The following is a 15734-nucleotide window of genomic DNA, read 5'->3' as shown; positions in this document are numbered from 1 at the left end:
CGGCAGGTGCATCGCGCCCGAGCACCTGCCGAACGGGGCGGCCGACGCATCGAAGGGGGCAACCACATGTCGACGAGCACCCTCCGGGGCCGCGTCGCCCTCGTCGCCGGCGCCACCCGAGGTGCCGGGCGCGGGGTCGCGGTGCAACTCGGCGCGGCGGGCGCGACCGTGTACGTGAGCGGGCGCAGCACCCGCGAGCGGCGCTCGGAGTACAACCGGCCGGAGACCATCGAGGAGACCGCCGAGTTGGTCACCGCGGCGGGCGGACGGGGCATCGCGGTGCCCACGGACCATCTGGATTCGGACCGGGTACGGGCCCTGGTCGCCCGGATCGAGGCCGAGCAGGGTCGGCTGGACGTGCTCGTCAACGACATCTGGGGTGGCGAGAAGTTGTTCGCGTGGGACACCCCGGTGTGGGAGCACGACCTGGACGACGGATTGCGCCTGCTGCGGCTCGCGGTGGACACGCACGCGATCACCAACCACCACGCGTTGCCCCTGTTGTTGCGTACGCCCGGCGGCCTGGTGGTGGAGATGACCGACGGCACCGAGGAGTACAACCGGGACAACTACCGGGTGTCCTTCTTCTACGACCTGGCCAAGTCGGCGGTGTTGCGGATGGCCTTCGCGCTCGGCCACGAACTGGGTCCGCGCGGCGCCACCGCCGTCGCGCTGACTCCCGGGTGGCTGCGCTCGGAGATGATGCTCGACAACTACGGGGTGACCGAGCGGAATTGGCGGGAGGCGACGCGGATCCAACCGCACTTCGGCATCTCCGAATCCCCCGCCTACGTCGGCCGAGCCGTGGTGGCGCTGGCGGCCGATCCCGAAGTGGCCCGCTGGAACGGCCGATCCCTGTCCAGTGGACAACTCGCGGGCGTGTACGGCTTCACCGACCTGGACGGCAGCCGACCCGACGCGTGGCGCTACCTGGTCGAGGTCCAGGACCCGGGCCTGCCCGCCGGCCAGACCGGCTACCGCTGACCCGCATCGGCGCGACCGGCCCGGCGATACCCCCGGCCTCGAACGCCGACTCGCCCGACTCGGGCGGTGGCGTGGCATCGGCCCGCCTGCACCCACGGCGGCTCACGGGTGTGGGCCCGCGACACCGATGCGGTGCAGCGGGCCCACGTCTGCGCGGGGATGTCAGCGCCGGGACTCCAACTCGTCCTCGACGTCGTCGATGTTCCGTCGACCCGACCGGCGGGCCTCTTCCGCGCGCTGCCGCAGCCGCTCCTGTTCGCTCGCCCCGTCCTGCCGGGGCCGTACCCCGTCCGCCCGCTGCCGCAGCCGCTCCTGCTCGCCGGCCCCGTTCAGCCTGGGCTGCGCCGCGTCCGCGCGCTGCCGCAGCCGCTCCTGCTCGCTCGCCCCGTCCTGCCGCGGCTGCGCCTTCTGCTTGGTCTGCCGGGCCTTCGCCTGAATCTCGTCCTTGATGCCCATGAGGGAACTCCGTTCCGAGGGGGGATGGGTTCCCGGCCACGATGGCACGGCGGCGGGCAGGACACCTCGCGGTACGTGTCGATCGGGTGACGCCCCGTGTGGCGTCGAGTGGCGCCCCTGCCCTCCGGGCGGGCCCGGCGTGTCGACCGGGGCCGGGGCGCCCGCGCTACCGCGTGCCCACCTCCGGGGCGATCGCCGCCAGGTCGTCGACGGTGCCGGACATGATGGTCCGTACGTGTCGGGTGATGTGTTCGATGGGCCAGTCCCACCAGGCCAGTTCGAGCAGGCGGGCGATGTCCTCCGGGCTGTGTCGGGGGCGGATCGGGCGGGCCGGATTGCCGCCGACGATCGTGTAGTCCGGGACGTCGTCCACCACGACCGCGCCGGACGCGACGATCGCGCCGTGGCCGATCCGGACGCCGGGCATCACGGTGGACCGATAGCCGAACCACACGTCGTGGCCGACCACCGTGTCGCCACGCCCCGGCAAGCCGGCGATCAGGTCGAAGTGTTCGGCCCAGGATCCGCCCATGATCGGGAACGGGAACGTCGAGGGCCCGTCCATCCGGTGGTTGGCACCGTTCATGATGAACCGCACGCCCTCGCCCAACGCGCAGAACCGGCCGATCACCAGCCGCTCCGGGCCGTAGTGGTAGAGCACGTTGCGGGTCTCGAACGCGGTCGGATCGTCCGGGTCGTCGTAGTAGGAGAATTCGCCGACCTCGATCAGCGGCGAGGTCACCAACGGCTTGAGCAGGACCACGCGCGGCTGCTCGGGCATCGGGTGCAGCACCGTGGGGTCGGCGGGCGGCAGGGCATTCACAGGTGCGTACTCCAGGAATCTCGGCGGCATTTCACCGGTTCGCCGGCGTCACGAACCCGGTGGTCCGCTGCGCCGGATCGCATCGCCTCGGCTATTCGTAGCGGTACTTGATCGACTCCTCCTCCGCCCGCCGGATGTCGTCGATGGTCAGCCCCGGCATCCGCAACTGGGCCAGCGTCACCTCGGCCGAACTCGGCTGCGCGTCGGCGGGCAGCCAGCCCTCGGGCTTCCAGGCCGAGCTGCGCAGCAGGGCCTTGGGGCAGTGCGGGTAGACCTCGTCCAGCTCCACCACGAGCGCGCTCACCGGCGGCTTGCCCACGGCGGTCAGTTGCGCCAACAACTCGGGTCGCGCGGACACGCACGCGCGGCCGTTCGCGCGCAGCGTCGTGGTCCGGCCGGGGATCACGAACAACAGCCCGACCCGGCCCGTCTCCAGCACGTTGCGCAGCGTGTCCAGGCGCTTGTTGCCGGTGGCGTCCGGGATGACCAGCGTGCGATCGTCCAGCACGGTGACGAAGCCGGCCGGCCCGCCGCGCGGGGTCACGTCGCAGCGGCCCCGAGCGTCCACACTGGCCACGAAGACCAGCGACGCACAGCCGACCAGGGCCCGGGTCTGCTCGGTGAGCCGGTCCATCTCCTTGGCGGCCGCCGCCGCGCCGGGTTGCTCGTACAGTTCGCCCAGGCCCGTGAGATCGGTTATCGCGTCCGCGCGCAGCGCGTCGAACAGGCCGGGGTCGAGGGGGTCGTCGATATCGCCGACGTTGCCCGTACCGCCGTTTTCCGTGCTCGTCATGACGCCACCCTAGGAGACGGCATGATCGCCACCGCGGCGCAGTCCCACGAGTCGTAGGGTCGAAGCATGCGCGACGACCTCGACCTCACCGTGTCCGTGCCGGCCGACGTGCGCCGGGTGGTCTCGCTCGTCCCCTCGCTCACCGAGGCGGTCGCGGCGACTGCGCCCGGTCTGCTGGTCGGTGCCACCGACTGGTGCTCGCACCCCGCCGACCTGGACGTGGTCCGGGTCCGCGGCACCAAGAATCCGGACCCGGACACGATCCGCGCGCTCGCCCCGGACCTGGTGCTGGCCAACGAGGAGGAGAATCGCGCGGTCGACCTGGCCGCCCTGCGCGCCGCCGGAATCGCCGTGTGGGTGACCCGGGTTCGTGGTCTGGACGAGGCGTTCACGGCGCTGGAGCGCATGCTCGTGCTCGGTTGCCGGCTGCCCGCCCCGCCGTGGCTCGACCGGTGCCGGGCCGCGTGGACCGCGTTGCCGCCGGCCCGGCCGAGACGGGCGATCATCCCGGTGTGGCGGCGGCCGTGGATGGCGGCGGGTCGGGACACCTTCGCCGCCGACGTCCTCTCCCGCTTCGGCGTCGAGAACGTGCTCGGCACCCACGCGGAGCGCTGGCCCAAGCTCTCCCTGGACGAACTCCTGGCCACTGAGCCGGACTTGGTGGTCCTCCCGGACGAGCCCTACGCGTTCACCGCCGAGGACGGCCCCGAGGCGTTCCCGGGCATCGCGACCGCCCTCGTCAGCGGACGCCACCTCACCTGGTACGGCCCGTCGCTGGCCGAGGCCCCCGCCCTGCTGGCCGCGCAACTGGCCCGCTGACCGGGGCAGTCGCCGAGGGTGGCGGCGATCCGGGAGGGCGCCGGTCAGAGACCGATCTGGTACAGCACGAAGCCCCGGTTCAGCCCCACCCGGTCGTAGAGCCGACGGGCGGTGGTGTTGTCCTGGTGCGTCGACCAGTACACCCGCGAGCACTCCCGTTCGCGGGCCCAGTCGGCCACCGCGGCGATCAGTGCCCCGGCCACGCCCCGACCCCGGGCCTCCGGCGCGGTGAACAGGTCTTGGAGGTAGCACACGTCGGGCGTCGTGGTGCTGGCATGGACCAGGAAGTGGGTGATGCCGACCAGTCGGCCGTCCACCTTCGCGCCCAACGCGTGCATCCGGGTGTCCTCCTGGAACGCGGTCCACGCCCGGTCGAACAACTCCGGGGCCAGGGTGCGCTCGTAGAAGGTGTTGTAGCCCTCGAACAGAAGCTGCCAGTCCGCCCGGTCCGCCGGTGTGAGCCTGCCGATGTCGACCACGTGCCGCCTCCTTGGATGAGCCGAAAGCCGCACCCTATCCGGGCGTTCGCCCGCGCCGACGGCTCGACCCACACGCCCCCGAACGCACCGCGGCCCGCAGGCGGGTGGGCCTGCGGGCCGGGGCGGCGGCCGAGGCCGCTCGTCGGGTCGTGCGTCGCCGCGTCAGCGCAGTCGAAGCGCCGTGCGCAGCGTGGTGAACAGCTCCGTCTGGTCGGTGACGCCCAGCACCCGGAACGCCTGCGGGCCCTGCGCCGCGATCCTTACCTCGGTGCCGGTGTGCTCCTGCGACTTGCCGGGGGTGTTGGTCGAGTAGTTGACCTTCAACTGCCCACCCTCGTTGGTGACCAGCGTCGAGGACAGGCCCGGCGGGGTGGCCTCCAGCGGCACGATCTGGCTGGTGTGGCCGTGGTCCGCGGTGGTCACCACGAGCGTGTCGGGGTGCTTGGCCGCGTACTCGCGGGCCAGCTTGACCGCCTGGTCGAACGCGACGGTCTCGCCGATCTGGCCGCACGGATCGGCGGCGTGGTCCTGCTTGTCGATCGAGGCACCCTCGACCTGGAGGAAGAAGCCCTTGTCGCGGTCGTGACCGCGGCCGGACTGCCTGGCTTCCAACAGCTCCAGCGCCTTGGTGGTGGACTGCACCAGGCTCGGCGTGCCGGCGGGCCGCGCCGGGTTGGCGGTCACGCAGCGCTGCGGCTCGGTACCGCCCACGGCAGCCGCCTTGCCGGTCCACTCGACCGGCACGTTGACCGGCGCGAACAGGCCGAGTACCGGCTTGCCGGCCTTGGCGGCCTTGAGCGAGTCGGCGTCGGTGACCACCTGGTAGCCCTGGGCCTGGGCCTGCTGGGTGACCGTCTTCCCCGCGAACGGGCCCTGCGTGATCGTCTGGTCGAAGCGCGCCTTGCCGCCGCCCAGGAGCACGTCCACCTTGTGCGCGACGCTCTGCTCGGCGATCGAACCGGGGCCGCCGGCGCCGATCGTGTCGGTGGGGCACTTGGCCATGTCCGCCGGACCCGCGCAGCTTCGGTCCGTGGCGTGCGCGGCCAGCACCGCCGGGGTCGCGTCGGTCAGCTCCGCCGTGGTGACACTGCCGGTGGCGTAGCCGTTGCGCTGGGCCAGTTCCAGGATGGTCGGTATGGCCCGATCGGTGTCCGGGGTCTTGGAAATGCGCCCGTTGACCGTCTTGCGGCCGGTCGCCCACCCGGTGCCGCTCGCGGCCGAGTCGGTGACGTAGTCGGGGCGGTTCTCCTTGTCCACCGCGTACGTCGTGTACGCGCCGGTCAGCGGGAAGCGGTCCATGTTCAGCCGGCCGGCCGCGCCGACCGAGTAGTTCCGCGCCAGGGTGATCTCGGAGTCGCCCATGCCGTCACCGATGAGCAGGATGACGTTCCTGGCCGACCCGTCCTTGATCGCGTGCCGTGCTTGATCCGCCTGACCGAACGCCGACGCCGCGCCGGGTACGGCGACGCCGACGGCCAGGACGGCGGCCGCACCCCACGCGAGATGACGGCGGGACAAACGCAGATCCGGCATTTCTCCTCCTTCTGGGTCGACGCCTTGCCGACGGAGCAGAGTTCATCAGCCCTGCGGGAACCAGGGGGCGAAGAACGGATGACGTGTCGTGTACGACCGGATGTCCGTTCAACACCCGCGCAGATGCCGAAAAACGCCTCGAATCACCACGCCGATGATCGCCGATGGTAACGGACTCGCCACCGTCCGCCGCCTATTCGGCGCCCGTCGCCGTCCTCGGCCGCCCGACGTCGACGTCAGTCGAGTTCGCGCGGGCCGTACAGGGCGGCCTCCGCGCCGGTGGCCAGCGCCCAGTAGCGGTCGCCGTAGGACCAGTGCCACCACTCGGTGGGGTAGTTGACCAGACCGGCGGCGGTCAGCGCGGCGCCCAGCACGTCGCGGTTGGCCCGCGCGGTGGCGGTGATGTTCGCGGCGCCGGTGTAGCACGCACCGTCGCTCTGCTCGGGGCTGGCGTTCATCGGGGTGCCGAGGTCGAGTTCGCGCCCGTCCGGGTCCACCAGGGTCAGGTCGACCGCCGCCCCGGCGCTGTGCGGGGCGATCTCGGGCGGCGAGACGTAGCGGCTGGCCGCGACGTGGACGCGGTCGGCGGACCAGTCGGGGTTGGCGGCGCGCAGCTCGGCCGCATACTCCTCGAAGTAGTGCCGTTGCAGGGACGGTTTCCGATACCCCTCGACGAACAGCAGTCGCAGCCCGTGCGGCAGCGCCGTCTGGGCCTTGATCAACCGGTCGAGCACGCCCACGCGCAGAAACGAGAACGCCGCGCTGCCTTCCGCCTCGCGCAGGTCCACCGGCAGCGAGCCGTCCGCACGGACGTCCACGAGAGCCTCGGCACAGTCGCGCACCGGGATGGCCGCCACGCGCGGATCGCTCATCAGAATAATCTGGTTCATGCGGTGATCATCTCGCGTCGGGCCCACCGCACTTGCGCGCCCCACCCGTGCCCGGGATCGGCGACGCGACGGCCGAGGAAGGGTTGACTTCAAGTCGGCTTGAAGTTCGATAGTGGTCCCCCGTACCCGGCGCTCGCGGACCGTCCGGCCCGCCACCGCCCACCGTCGAACTCGGGAGACACCGTCATGCGCGCGATCCGACTGCACACCTTCGGTCCGGCCGAAAACCTCCGCCTGGAGGAGGTCGCCGACCCGGCGCCCGCCGAGGGGCAGGTACGCATCGACGTTCGGGTGAGCGGCGTGCACCTGATCGAGGCCCGACTCCGGCGCGGGATCGCGGTCGGCCCGCATCGACCGCCGCCGTTGCCGATCACACCCGGTGCCGAAGTGGCCGGTGTGGTGGGGGCGGTCGGCCCCGGAGTGGCCGCGGACTGGCTGGGCCGCCGGGTCGTCGCCCAGGTGGGTGAGGGCGGGTACGCCGAACAGGCGCTCGCCGACGTGGGCGCGCTGTACCCGCTGTCCGAGGAATTGGCCGACGAGGTCGCGGTGGCGGCGATCACCACCGGTGCCACGGCGCAGGGCATCCTCGGCGTGGCCGGGTTGACCGAGCGGGACGTGGTGCTGGTGATGTCCGCCGCCGGCGGCCTGGGCAGCCTGTTCGTGCAGGCCGGGCGGGCCGCGGGCGCGCTGGTGGTGGGGGTCGCGGGCGGCCGGGCGAAGGTGGATCGGGTGCGGACGCTGGGCGCCGATGTCGCGGTGGACTACCGCGTGCCGGACTGGCCCGAGCGGGTGCGCGAGGCCCTGGCCGGGCACGAGGTCGGCGTCGTCCTGGACGGCGTCGGCGGTGCCTTGGGCCGGCAGGCGCTGGAACTGCTCGGGCCCGGCGGGCGGTTCCTGATGTACGGGTGGGCGTCCGGCGAGCCGACCGAGATCGGCACCCGCGACCTGGTCGAGCGGCAACTGAGCGCGACCTGGGCGATCGGCCCGAACATGGTGCCGCCGGGCGGTCGGCGCGCGTTGATCACCCGGGCGCTGGACGAGGCGGCCTCGGGTCGGCTGGTCCCGACCATCACCCGCTTCCCGCTGGCCCGGGCGGCGGACGCGCATGCCGCGCTGGAGAATCGCACGGCGGAGGGGAAGGTGGTGTTGACCGTGTAGCCGGGGCGAAACGCGGCCTGGTCCGCCCGCTCGGCCTCCGGCACCCGGCCCCTGGGCCTGCCCGGCCGTTGCGAGTGGGGAGCGGCGGGTGGACGGGACGGTGGTCCGGGCGTCGATTTCTCGGGTGCGGTCCGGCCCGGCGGCCGTGCGACCGGGGGGTGAAGACGGGCACAATGGTGATATGTCCAATGTTGCGCAGGGCGATATTTCCTGGCTCGGGCCCGGGCTCGTGTCCAGGCTCGCGACGGGCGACGTCGGGAACGTCCGCGACGACGACGGCACCGTGACGGGGTCGGCGTCGGCGGACCACCCCGTCGGGCGTGAACTCCCCTCGCGGTGGCGGTTGGACTGGGTGACCGGCCCGTGGGCGGCGGCCGACCGTCCCATCGTGTCGGCGGGTGCGTACCCGACCGCTGTCGGCGACCCGGATGCCGTGCCGAGGGTGCGAGCGCTGGTGCCCGAGCAGCCGATCGGCGAGCCGCTGGTCGGACACGACGGGCGGGTGGGCGCGGTGACCACGGCGCGGGTCGGCGGCCGTACGGTCGTGGTCGCGGGCACCGCCGGGTGGGGTGCGACGGTGCGCGTGTTCGACCTCGACGGTGGGCACCAGTTGTGCCGCCCCCTGGTCGGCCGGACCGCGTGGGTGGGCGCGGCCCGGGCCGTGGTGGCGGGCCGCCCGGTCGCGGTGACCGGCGACGCGGCCGGCGTCCGGGTGTGGGATCCGGCCACCGGCCTGCCGGTCGGCGAACCGCTGACCGACGCGGTGTGGGCGGTGGCGACGGCCGTACTGGACGGGCGCCCGGTCGTGGTGGCCGGCGCGGACGCGGTACGGGTGTTCGACCTGACCACCGGGGCCGAACTCGGCGCACCCCTGACCGGGCACACCGGCGCGGTCACGGGGGTGGCCACGGCCGTCGTGCGGGACCGCCCGGTCGCGGTGACCGGCGGCCGGGACGCGGCGCGGGTGTGGGACCTGGCCACGCGCGAGCCGATCGGCGAACCCCTCGCCGGCCGGGCCTCCGCGGTGGCCACCGGACTGCTCGACGGTCGGCCGGTCGCGGCGATCGGCGGCTCCACCGGCGCCACCGACGAGCGCGGCACGGTCCGCGTGTGGGACCTGGCCGCCCGCGCCCCGCTCGGCCCCTGCCTGCTCTTCCCGCTGCCCGTGGACGCCCTGACCGTGGCCCCCGGCAACCGCCTGGTGATCGCCTTCGGCCGCGAACTCGCCACCCTGCACCACACCTGATCCCCCGGCGGCGACGTGGACCGCGACGGGGCCGTGCCACCGGCTCGGCAGCCGCCGCGGGCCGGTCGGTCACCGGATCCGCAACACCAGCTTTCCGGTGTTCGCGCCGGAGAACAGTCGCAACAACGTCTGGGGAAACGCGGTCACATCGCCCTCGACGACGTCCTCGCGCGAGCGCAACCGACCGTCCGCGAGCCACCCGGCCAGTTCGGCACTCGCCTCGGCGTAGCGATCGGCGTAGTCGAACACCACCATCCCGGTCATCGACGCCCGATTCACCAGCAGGGAAAGGTAGTTGGCCGGCCCCGGAGCGGGTTCGGTGTTGTTGTACTGCGAGATGGCGCCGCAGATCACCACCCGGGCGCCCCGGGCCAACCGGGCGAGCGCCGCGTCCAGGATCTCGCCGCCGACGTTGTCGAAGTAGACGTCCACGCCGTCCGGGCAATGCTTGCGCAGCGCCGCCCCGACGTCCTCGTTCCGATAGTCGATGGCCGCGTCGAAGCCGAACTCCTCGACCAGGACCCGGCATTTGTCCGGGCCGCCCGCGATGCCGACGGTACGGCAACCCTTGAGCGCGGCGAGTTGCCCGACCACGCTGCCCACCGCGCCGGCCGCGCCGGACACCAGCACGGTCTGTCCCGGCTGCGGGTCGCCGATGTCGAACAGCCCGAAGTACGCGGTCAGTCCGGTGACGCCCAGGGCGCCCAGGTAAGTCGACAACGGCGCCACCTGCGGATCCACCCGGCGCAGCCCCTGCCCGTCCGAGTCGGCGTATTCCTGCACGCCGAACGGACCGTACACATGCTCGCCGACGGCGAAGTCCGGATGCCGGGAGGCGAGCACCCGGCCGATCGCGCCGGCTCGCATCACCTCGCCGATCCGCACCGGCGGGATGTACGAACGCACGTCGTTCATCCATCCGCGCATCGCCGGATCGAGCGAGATGTGCGAGACCTCCACCAGCAGCCGGCCGTCCGCCGGTTCGCCCACCGGTTCCGTGACCAGCTCCCAGTCGGTGGGCTTGGGCAGGCCGAACGGGCGTGCGGCCAGCCGGATCTGTCGGTTGCTCAGGTCGGCGGGCAGCGGCTCGCCGGCGGCCATCGTCATTCGGAACGCAACTCCTTCTTGATGATCTTGCCGGATAGGCCCTTGGGCAGTTCGTCCAGGATGCGTACCACGCGCGGGTACTTGTACGCGGCCATGCGTTCGCGGCAGAACGCGATGATCTCCTCCGGCTCGGCCGCCCGGCCGGGACGCAGGGCCACCACCGCGACCACCTCCTCGCCGAGCCGCTCGTCCGCCTTGCCGATCACCGCGGCCTCGGCGATCGCCGGGTGCGTGTACAGCACTTCCTCCACCTCGCGCGGATACACGTTGTAGCCGCCCCGGATCACCAGATCCTTCTTGCGGTCCACGACGAACAGGAAGCCGTCCTCGTCCAGGTACCCGAGGTCGCCGGTGTGGAACCAGCCGTTGCGGAACGCCTCGGTGGTGGCCTCGGGGTTGTCGCGGTAGCGGGTGATGATGTTGTGCCCGCGCAGCAGGATCTCGCCCACGTGCTCGGCGCCGGGCGGCAGCGGCAGGTCGTCCGGGTCCCCGATCCGCAGTTCGACGCCCCAGATCGGCTTGCCCACCGACAACACCCGCCGGTCGTCGACGCTGCGATTGAACGTCGCGGTACTCGCGCTCTCGGAGAGGCCGTAGCCCTCCAGGATCACTATGTCGAACTCCTTCTCGAACTCGCGGATCACCTCGCCGGGCATCGACGCCCCGCCCGAACTGCCCACCCGCAGCCTGGACAGATCCCGCCCGGTGCGGTCGGCGGCCAGCAGCGCGACATACATCGTGGGCACGCCCACGATCACGCTCACCCGGTCGCGGACCATCTGGTCCAGCACCTCCTGCGCCTCGAAGCGCAGCACCAGGGAGACCGTTCCGCCGTAGCGCACACACACGTTCAGCACACTGGACAGGCCGTAGACGTGAAAGAACGGCAGCGCGCCGAGCGAGACGTCGCCGGGCAGCACGTCGAACAGGTCGCCCGAGGTGGTGCAGTTCAAGTAGAGCTGGAAGTGCGTCAGTTCGGCGCCCTTGGGACGGCCGGTGGTGCCGCTCGTGTACAGCAGGACCGCGGTGTCGTCGCCGGCCGTCGGCTCGATGTCGCCCCGGATCGACTCGGCCCGATCCGGCGGGCCGTCCGGCAGCAGCAGGCCGAACGCGTGGGTGTCCTGCGGCACCGGGCCGTCCTCGGCCAGGGTGACGATGTGGACGGTGGTGCCGGGTACGGCTGCCGCGGCGCCCTGGGCCTCGGCGGCGAACACGTCGAAGGCGATCAGCGTCCGGGCGCCGGAGTCGGTGAGGTGGAACTCGATCTCGGTCGCCTTGAGCAGCGGGCTCAGCGGCATCACCGTGACGCCGGCCTTGAGCGCGCCGAAGTAGGCCACCACGAACTCGGGCACGTTGGGCAGGCAGATCGCCACCACGTCGTCGCGACCGAGCCCGCTCGCCCGCAACCCTCGGGCGAACCGGGTGCTGAGGTCGTCGAGTTCGCGGTAGGTGATCGGCCTGCCCTGGTAGATCAGACATGCCGTGTCGGGGGTCGCGAGGCGGGACTCGCGCAGCATGACGGCGAGGTTGAAGCTCACTCGTGATCCTTACCTGGTCGAGGTGCCGGGGTGGCCGGCCGTCGGGGAACGGCGGCCCGGGGACAAGCAGGAAACAACGTTCCGGGGACGAGCGGGAAACGGGTGTTCAGGGAACGAGCAGGGAGAGGGTGTCCGCGACGCACGCGGGCTTGGCGACGCCCTCGATCTCGACGGTGTGCCGCACCGTCAACCGCACACCCTGCGCGGTCTCCGCCACGTCGATCAGCACGGCGTGGTCGCGCACGCGGGCGCCGGCCGGGACCGGCGCGGGGAAACGCACCTTGTCCGAGCCGTAGTTGACGCCCATCCGCACTCCGCGCACGGTGAACAGGTCGGCGGACAACACCGGGATCAGCGACAGGGTCAGGTAGCCGTGCGCGATGGTGGTGCCGAACGGCCCGGCCTTGGCCCGCTCGACGTCCACGTGGATCCACTGGTGGTCCCCGGTGGCCTGGGCGAACGTGTCGATCCGGTCCTGGTCGACGGTCAACCAGGCGCTGGTGCCCAGCGGTTCGCCCCGGGCGGCGAACACCTCGGGGATGGTCTCGAAGACGCGCATGATGCTCCTTCGTGGTGGCGTCGGCGGGATCCGGGGGCGGGTGCGCCGCCCCCGGGCCGGGTCAGGCGGGCAGGTCGACCAACCGGGCGAGGATCGTGCGGTGCCGGTCGGGGGTGCCGAACGCGAGCGCGTCGGCCTTGGCGCGCTTGAGGTAGAGGTGCGGGTGGTGTTCCCAGGTGAAGCCGATGCCGCCGTGCAGTTGCACGCATTCCTCTGCGGCCCGGACGGCGATCTCCGAGCAGTGCGCCTGCGCGACGGCGACGGCGATCGCGCTGTCCGGGTCGTCGGCGGCCACACAGGCCGCAGCGTGCCGGGCCACCGCGCGGGCCTGGGTGATCGACACCCACAGCGCGGCCAGCCGATGCTTGGGCCCCTGGAACGAGCCGACCGGGCGGCCGAACTGTTGCCGGGTCTTCAGGTAGGCGACGGTGCTCTCCAGGCAGTGTTCGGCGAGGCCGAGCTGCTCGGACGCCAACAGCGCGGCGCCGGTGGTGAGCGCCGTCGCGTACGCCGCCGCGGCCCGCTCGCCGCGAGCCAGCACGGTGCCGATCGCGCCGGTGAACACCAGGTCGGTCAGCGGCCGGGTCAGGTCGAGCGAGACCACCGGGCGTCGTTCCACGCCGGCCTGCTCGGCCTCGACCGCGTAGAGCACCGGCCCGTGCGCGGTATCGGCCGGGACGACGAGCACGTCGGCGCCGCCGGCGTCCACGACCGAGGTCGTGGTGCCGGTCAGCACGTTCGCGTCGGCCCGCACCGGGTAGGGGAGTTCCGCACCGGGCACGGCGGCGAAGGAGACCGCCAGGGTCGCGCTGCGCCGGCCGCCGGCCAGGTCGGCGAGCAACGCGTCGGCAGGCACCGCTCGCAGCGCCGCGGTCGCCAACACCGCGCTGCCCAGGAACGGGGTCGGCGCGACCGAGCGGCCCAACTCCTCCATGACCACCGCGGCTTCCCGCCAGGAGGCGCCGCTGCCGCCGTGCGCCTCGTCGATCGCGAGCCCGGCGACGCCGATCTGCTCGGTCAACACGCGCCACAACTTCGGGTCGTACGGCTCGTTCGTCTCGATCCGCGCGAGCAGCGCGGTCAGCGTCACCCGCTCGGTGAGCAGATCCCGGACGGCGGAGCGCAGTTCGTTCTCGTCCTCGGTGTAGAGGAGGTGCTCGGTGACGCTCATCGGGGCAGGTCCTTCCACGCGGTGTCCTTGTCCACCCGAGGTTCCGCGGGCAGACCCAGGACGCGCTCGGCGATCACATTGAGCAGGATCTCCGAGGTGCCGCCCTCGATCGAGTTGCCCTTGGCGCGCAGGTAGCGGTAGCCGGGCGAGCGGGTGGTGAAGTCCACCGACGCGGGGCGGCGCATGGTCCACTCGTCGTGGCGCAGGCCCTCCTCGGCCAACAGGTCCAGTTCCAGGCCGGAGATGTCCTGGTTGAGCCGGGCGAAGGCGAGCTTGGCCGCCGAGCCCTCGGGGCCGGGTTCGCCCGCCGCCGACTGCAAACGCAGCCGCTCGCCGGTGAGTCGGGCCGCCTCGGCCTCCACCCACAGCCGCAACAGCCGGTCGTGCAGCCCGGCGCCGCGCAGTTCCGGGCGGGTGCGCCAGGTGTCGGCGACGATGCCGATCATGCCGCCCTCGCGCGGTCCGGCCGCGCCGCCGATGGCCACCCGTTCGTTCATCAGCGTGGTGCGCGCCACGCTCCACCCGTCGCCGACCTCGCCCAGCCGGTGCGCGTCGGGGATGCGCACGCCGGTCAGGAAGACCTCGTTGAACTCGGCTTCGCCGGTGGCCTGGCGCAGCGGACGCACCTCGACGCCGGGCGCGCTCATGTCGCAGACGAAGTAGGTCATCCCCTGGTGCTTGGGCAGTTCGGGGTGGGTTCGGGTGATCAGGATGGCCCAGCGCGCCTCGTGCGCCATCGACGTCCACACCTTCTGGCCGTCCACCACCCACTCGTCGCCGTCCCGGATCGCGCGGGTGCCCAGCGCGGCCAGGTCGGAGCCGGCCCCGGGCTCGCTGAACAGCTGGCACCACACCTCCTCGCCGGTCCACAACGGCCGCAACCAGCGCGCGCGTTGCTCCTCGGTGCCGTACGCGAGCACGGTCGGCGCGGCCATGCCCAGCCCGATGCCGATCCGCCCCGGGTCGTTGCTCGGCGCACCGGCGGCGACGAACCGCGCGTCCACGGCGGCCTGCAAGGCTCGCGGCGCGTCCAGCCCACCCAGCCCGACCGGGTGGTGCACCCAGGCCAGTCCGGCGTCGAAGCGCGCCCGCAAATAGCCGAGCGCGTCGTCGGTGTCCGGGTGAGCTTCGATGAACTCGCCTACCCTCGCGTCCAGTTCGGCCGCCGTCAGCACAGCGGGCCGCCGGCCACGTAGATGACCTGGCCGGACACGAAGCCCGCGCCCTCGCTCGTCAGGAACGCGATGGTGTGCGCGATGTCCTCCGGCCGGCCGACCCGGCGGACCGGAATCTGCTCGGCCGCGGCCTGCTGGAAGGCCTCGAACTCCATACCGACCCGGGCCGCGGTGGCGGCGGTCATGTCGGTGACGATGAACCCGGGTGCCACCGCGTTCGCGGTCACGCCGAACCTGCCCAGCTCGAAGGCCAGCGTCTTGGTGAAGCCCTGGAGTCCGGCCTTGGCCGCCGAGTAGTTCGCCTGGCCGCGGTTGCCCAGCGCGGACGAACTGGAGAGGTTGACGATCCGGCCCCAGCCGGCCGCGGTCATGTGCGCCTGGACCGCACGGCTCATCAGGAACGCGCCGCGCAGGTGTACGTCGATGACCGTGTCCCAGTCGCCGTCGGACATCTTGAACAGCAGGTTGTCGCGGATCACGCCCGCGTTGTTGACGAGCACGGTCGGCGCGCCGAGCGTGTCGGCCACGCGCGCGACGGCGGCGTCCACCTGCTCGCCGACGGTGACGTCCGCGCCGACGGCGAGCGCGTTGCCGCCGGCCGCGACGATCGCGGCCACGGTGTCGGCGCAGGCGGCCTCGTCCAGGTCGAGCACGGCCACGGCCATGCCCTCGGCGGCGAGCCGGCGCGCGGTGGCGGCACCGATGCCGCGCGCGGCGCCGGTCACCACGGCCACTCGCGGTGTGGTCGCGGGCGCGGGGGTTGTCTCGGTCATGGGTGCTGGATCCTCCGGGTCGTCACTGGTCACGAGGTCGGCCGGCGAATACCGCGCCCCACCGTCCGAGGAGCCGACCCGCGCGTCCGATCGACGAAGTGCCGACCGGTCGGTATGTGCATTGCGGCGGAAGCGGCGGAGCGGGATTCTTACTGTGCCTGTCACGGTACCGACCGGTCGGTATCAAGGCTAGAGCGCAACGCGAACTCGTTCGAGTGGTCGCGGCGGGA

Annotated in this window: 16 protein-coding genes; 4 read left to right on the top strand and 12 right to left on the bottom strand. The window is 72.5% G+C overall.

Annotation, left to right across the window (positions count from 1 at the left end):
* Positions 1 to 66: 66 nt before the first annotated feature.
* Positions 67 to 984, top strand: coding sequence for an SDR family oxidoreductase (locus ACFXMF_RS27685; protein WP_379990567.1), 918 nt, complete (start codon positions 67 to 69; stop codon positions 982 to 984).
* Between the two features lie 162 nt (positions 985 to 1146).
* Here ACFXMF_RS27685 and ACFXMF_RS27680 read toward each other — a convergent pair whose 3' ends face one another.
* From ACFXMF_RS27680 to ACFXMF_RS27670, 3 genes are all read right to left on the bottom strand, one after another.
* Positions 1147 to 1440, bottom strand: a complete 294-nt coding sequence (locus tag ACFXMF_RS27680; RefSeq protein WP_360321804.1) for a hypothetical protein — start codon at positions 1438 to 1440, stop codon at positions 1147 to 1149.
* A gap of 166 nt (positions 1441 to 1606) precedes the next feature.
* Positions 1607 to 2293 carry a CatB-related O-acetyltransferase gene (locus ACFXMF_RS27675; protein WP_379990568.1) on the bottom strand — a complete coding sequence of 229 codons (687 nt, stop codon included), beginning with the start codon at positions 2291 to 2293 and terminating at the stop codon, positions 1607 to 1609.
* A 61-nt stretch (positions 2294 to 2354) separates the two neighbouring features.
* The gene (locus ACFXMF_RS27670; RefSeq protein WP_360321810.1) at positions 2355 to 3056 is read right to left on the bottom strand and encodes an MSMEG_1061 family FMN-dependent PPOX-type flavoprotein; all 702 of its coding nucleotides are present in this window, start codon (positions 3054 to 3056) and stop codon (positions 2355 to 2357) included.
* 66 nt (positions 3057 to 3122) lie between these two features.
* Here ACFXMF_RS27670 and ACFXMF_RS27665 point away from each other — a divergent pair, with 66 nt between their 5' ends.
* A complete protein-coding gene (locus ACFXMF_RS27665; RefSeq protein ID WP_360321813.1) occupies positions 3123 to 3875 on the top strand; it encodes a helical backbone metal receptor in 753 nt (250 codons plus the stop codon).
* Between the two features lie 44 nt (positions 3876 to 3919).
* Here ACFXMF_RS27665 and ACFXMF_RS27660 read toward each other — a convergent pair whose 3' ends face one another.
* The 3 genes from ACFXMF_RS27660 to ACFXMF_RS27650 form a co-directional block, all read right to left on the bottom strand.
* Positions 3920 to 4354, bottom strand: a complete 435-nt coding sequence (locus tag ACFXMF_RS27660) for a GNAT family N-acetyltransferase (protein ID WP_360321816.1) — start codon at positions 4352 to 4354, stop codon at positions 3920 to 3922.
* Between the two features lie 162 nt (positions 4355 to 4516).
* Positions 4517 to 5887, bottom strand: a complete 1371-nt coding sequence (locus tag ACFXMF_RS27655) for an alkaline phosphatase (RefSeq protein WP_379990569.1) — start codon at positions 5885 to 5887, stop codon at positions 4517 to 4519.
* Between the two features lie 236 nt (positions 5888 to 6123).
* Positions 6124 to 6777 (bottom strand): M15 family metallopeptidase, encoded by a 654-nt coding sequence (locus ACFXMF_RS27650; protein ID WP_360321822.1) that lies wholly within the window; start codon positions 6775 to 6777, stop codon positions 6124 to 6126.
* Positions 6778 to 6963: 186 nt separating this feature from the next.
* Between ACFXMF_RS27650 and ACFXMF_RS27645 the strand changes: the two genes are divergently transcribed.
* The gene (locus ACFXMF_RS27645; RefSeq protein WP_379990570.1) at positions 6964 to 7935 is read left to right on the top strand and encodes a zinc-binding dehydrogenase; all 972 of its coding nucleotides are present in this window, start codon (positions 6964 to 6966) and stop codon (positions 7933 to 7935) included.
* 181 nt (positions 7936 to 8116) lie between these two features.
* Positions 8117 to 9181, top strand: coding sequence for a hypothetical protein (locus ACFXMF_RS27640; protein ID WP_379990571.1), 1065 nt, complete (start codon positions 8117 to 8119; stop codon positions 9179 to 9181).
* A gap of 69 nt (positions 9182 to 9250) precedes the next feature.
* On the opposite strand, the gene ACFXMF_RS27635 is transcribed toward ACFXMF_RS27640, so the two are convergent.
* The 6 genes from ACFXMF_RS27635 to fabG form a co-directional block, all read right to left on the bottom strand.
* Positions 9251 to 10288 carry an NADP-dependent oxidoreductase gene (locus ACFXMF_RS27635; RefSeq protein WP_360321831.1) on the bottom strand — a complete coding sequence of 346 codons (1038 nt, stop codon included), beginning with the start codon at positions 10286 to 10288 and terminating at the stop codon, positions 9251 to 9253.
* Positions 10285 to 11826, bottom strand: coding sequence for a long-chain fatty acid--CoA ligase (locus tag ACFXMF_RS27630; protein WP_360321834.1), 1542 nt, complete (start codon positions 11824 to 11826; stop codon positions 10285 to 10287). The genes ACFXMF_RS27635 and ACFXMF_RS27630 overlap by 4 nt, the downstream gene beginning before the upstream one ends.
* A 106-nt stretch (positions 11827 to 11932) precedes the next feature.
* Positions 11933 to 12385: a MaoC family dehydratase gene (locus ACFXMF_RS27625; RefSeq protein WP_360321837.1), complete on the bottom strand. Its 453-nt coding sequence runs from the start codon at positions 12383 to 12385 to the stop codon at positions 11933 to 11935.
* A 61-nt stretch (positions 12386 to 12446) separates the two neighbouring features.
* Positions 12447 to 13556 carry an acyl-CoA dehydrogenase family protein gene (locus ACFXMF_RS27620; protein WP_360321840.1) on the bottom strand — a complete coding sequence of 370 codons (1110 nt, stop codon included), beginning with the start codon at positions 13554 to 13556 and terminating at the stop codon, positions 12447 to 12449.
* Complete coding sequence (locus ACFXMF_RS27615) at positions 13553 to 14731, bottom strand: acyl-CoA dehydrogenase family protein (protein WP_379990572.1); 1179 nt, start codon at positions 14729 to 14731, stop codon at positions 13553 to 13555. The genes ACFXMF_RS27620 and ACFXMF_RS27615 overlap by 4 nt, the downstream gene beginning before the upstream one ends.
* Complete coding sequence (gene fabG, locus ACFXMF_RS27610) at positions 14725 to 15504, bottom strand: 3-oxoacyl-ACP reductase FabG (RefSeq protein WP_360321846.1); 780 nt, start codon at positions 15502 to 15504, stop codon at positions 14725 to 14727. Before fabG ends, ACFXMF_RS27615 begins: the two co-directional genes overlap by 7 nt.
* Positions 15505 to 15734: the final 230 nt, after the last annotated feature.

The organism is Embleya sp. NPDC059213 (assembly GCF_042754445.1).
Lineage (GTDB): Bacteria > Actinomycetota > Actinomycetes > Streptomycetales > Streptomycetaceae > Embleya.
This window is presented reverse-complemented; position numbering and strand designations above follow the sequence as displayed.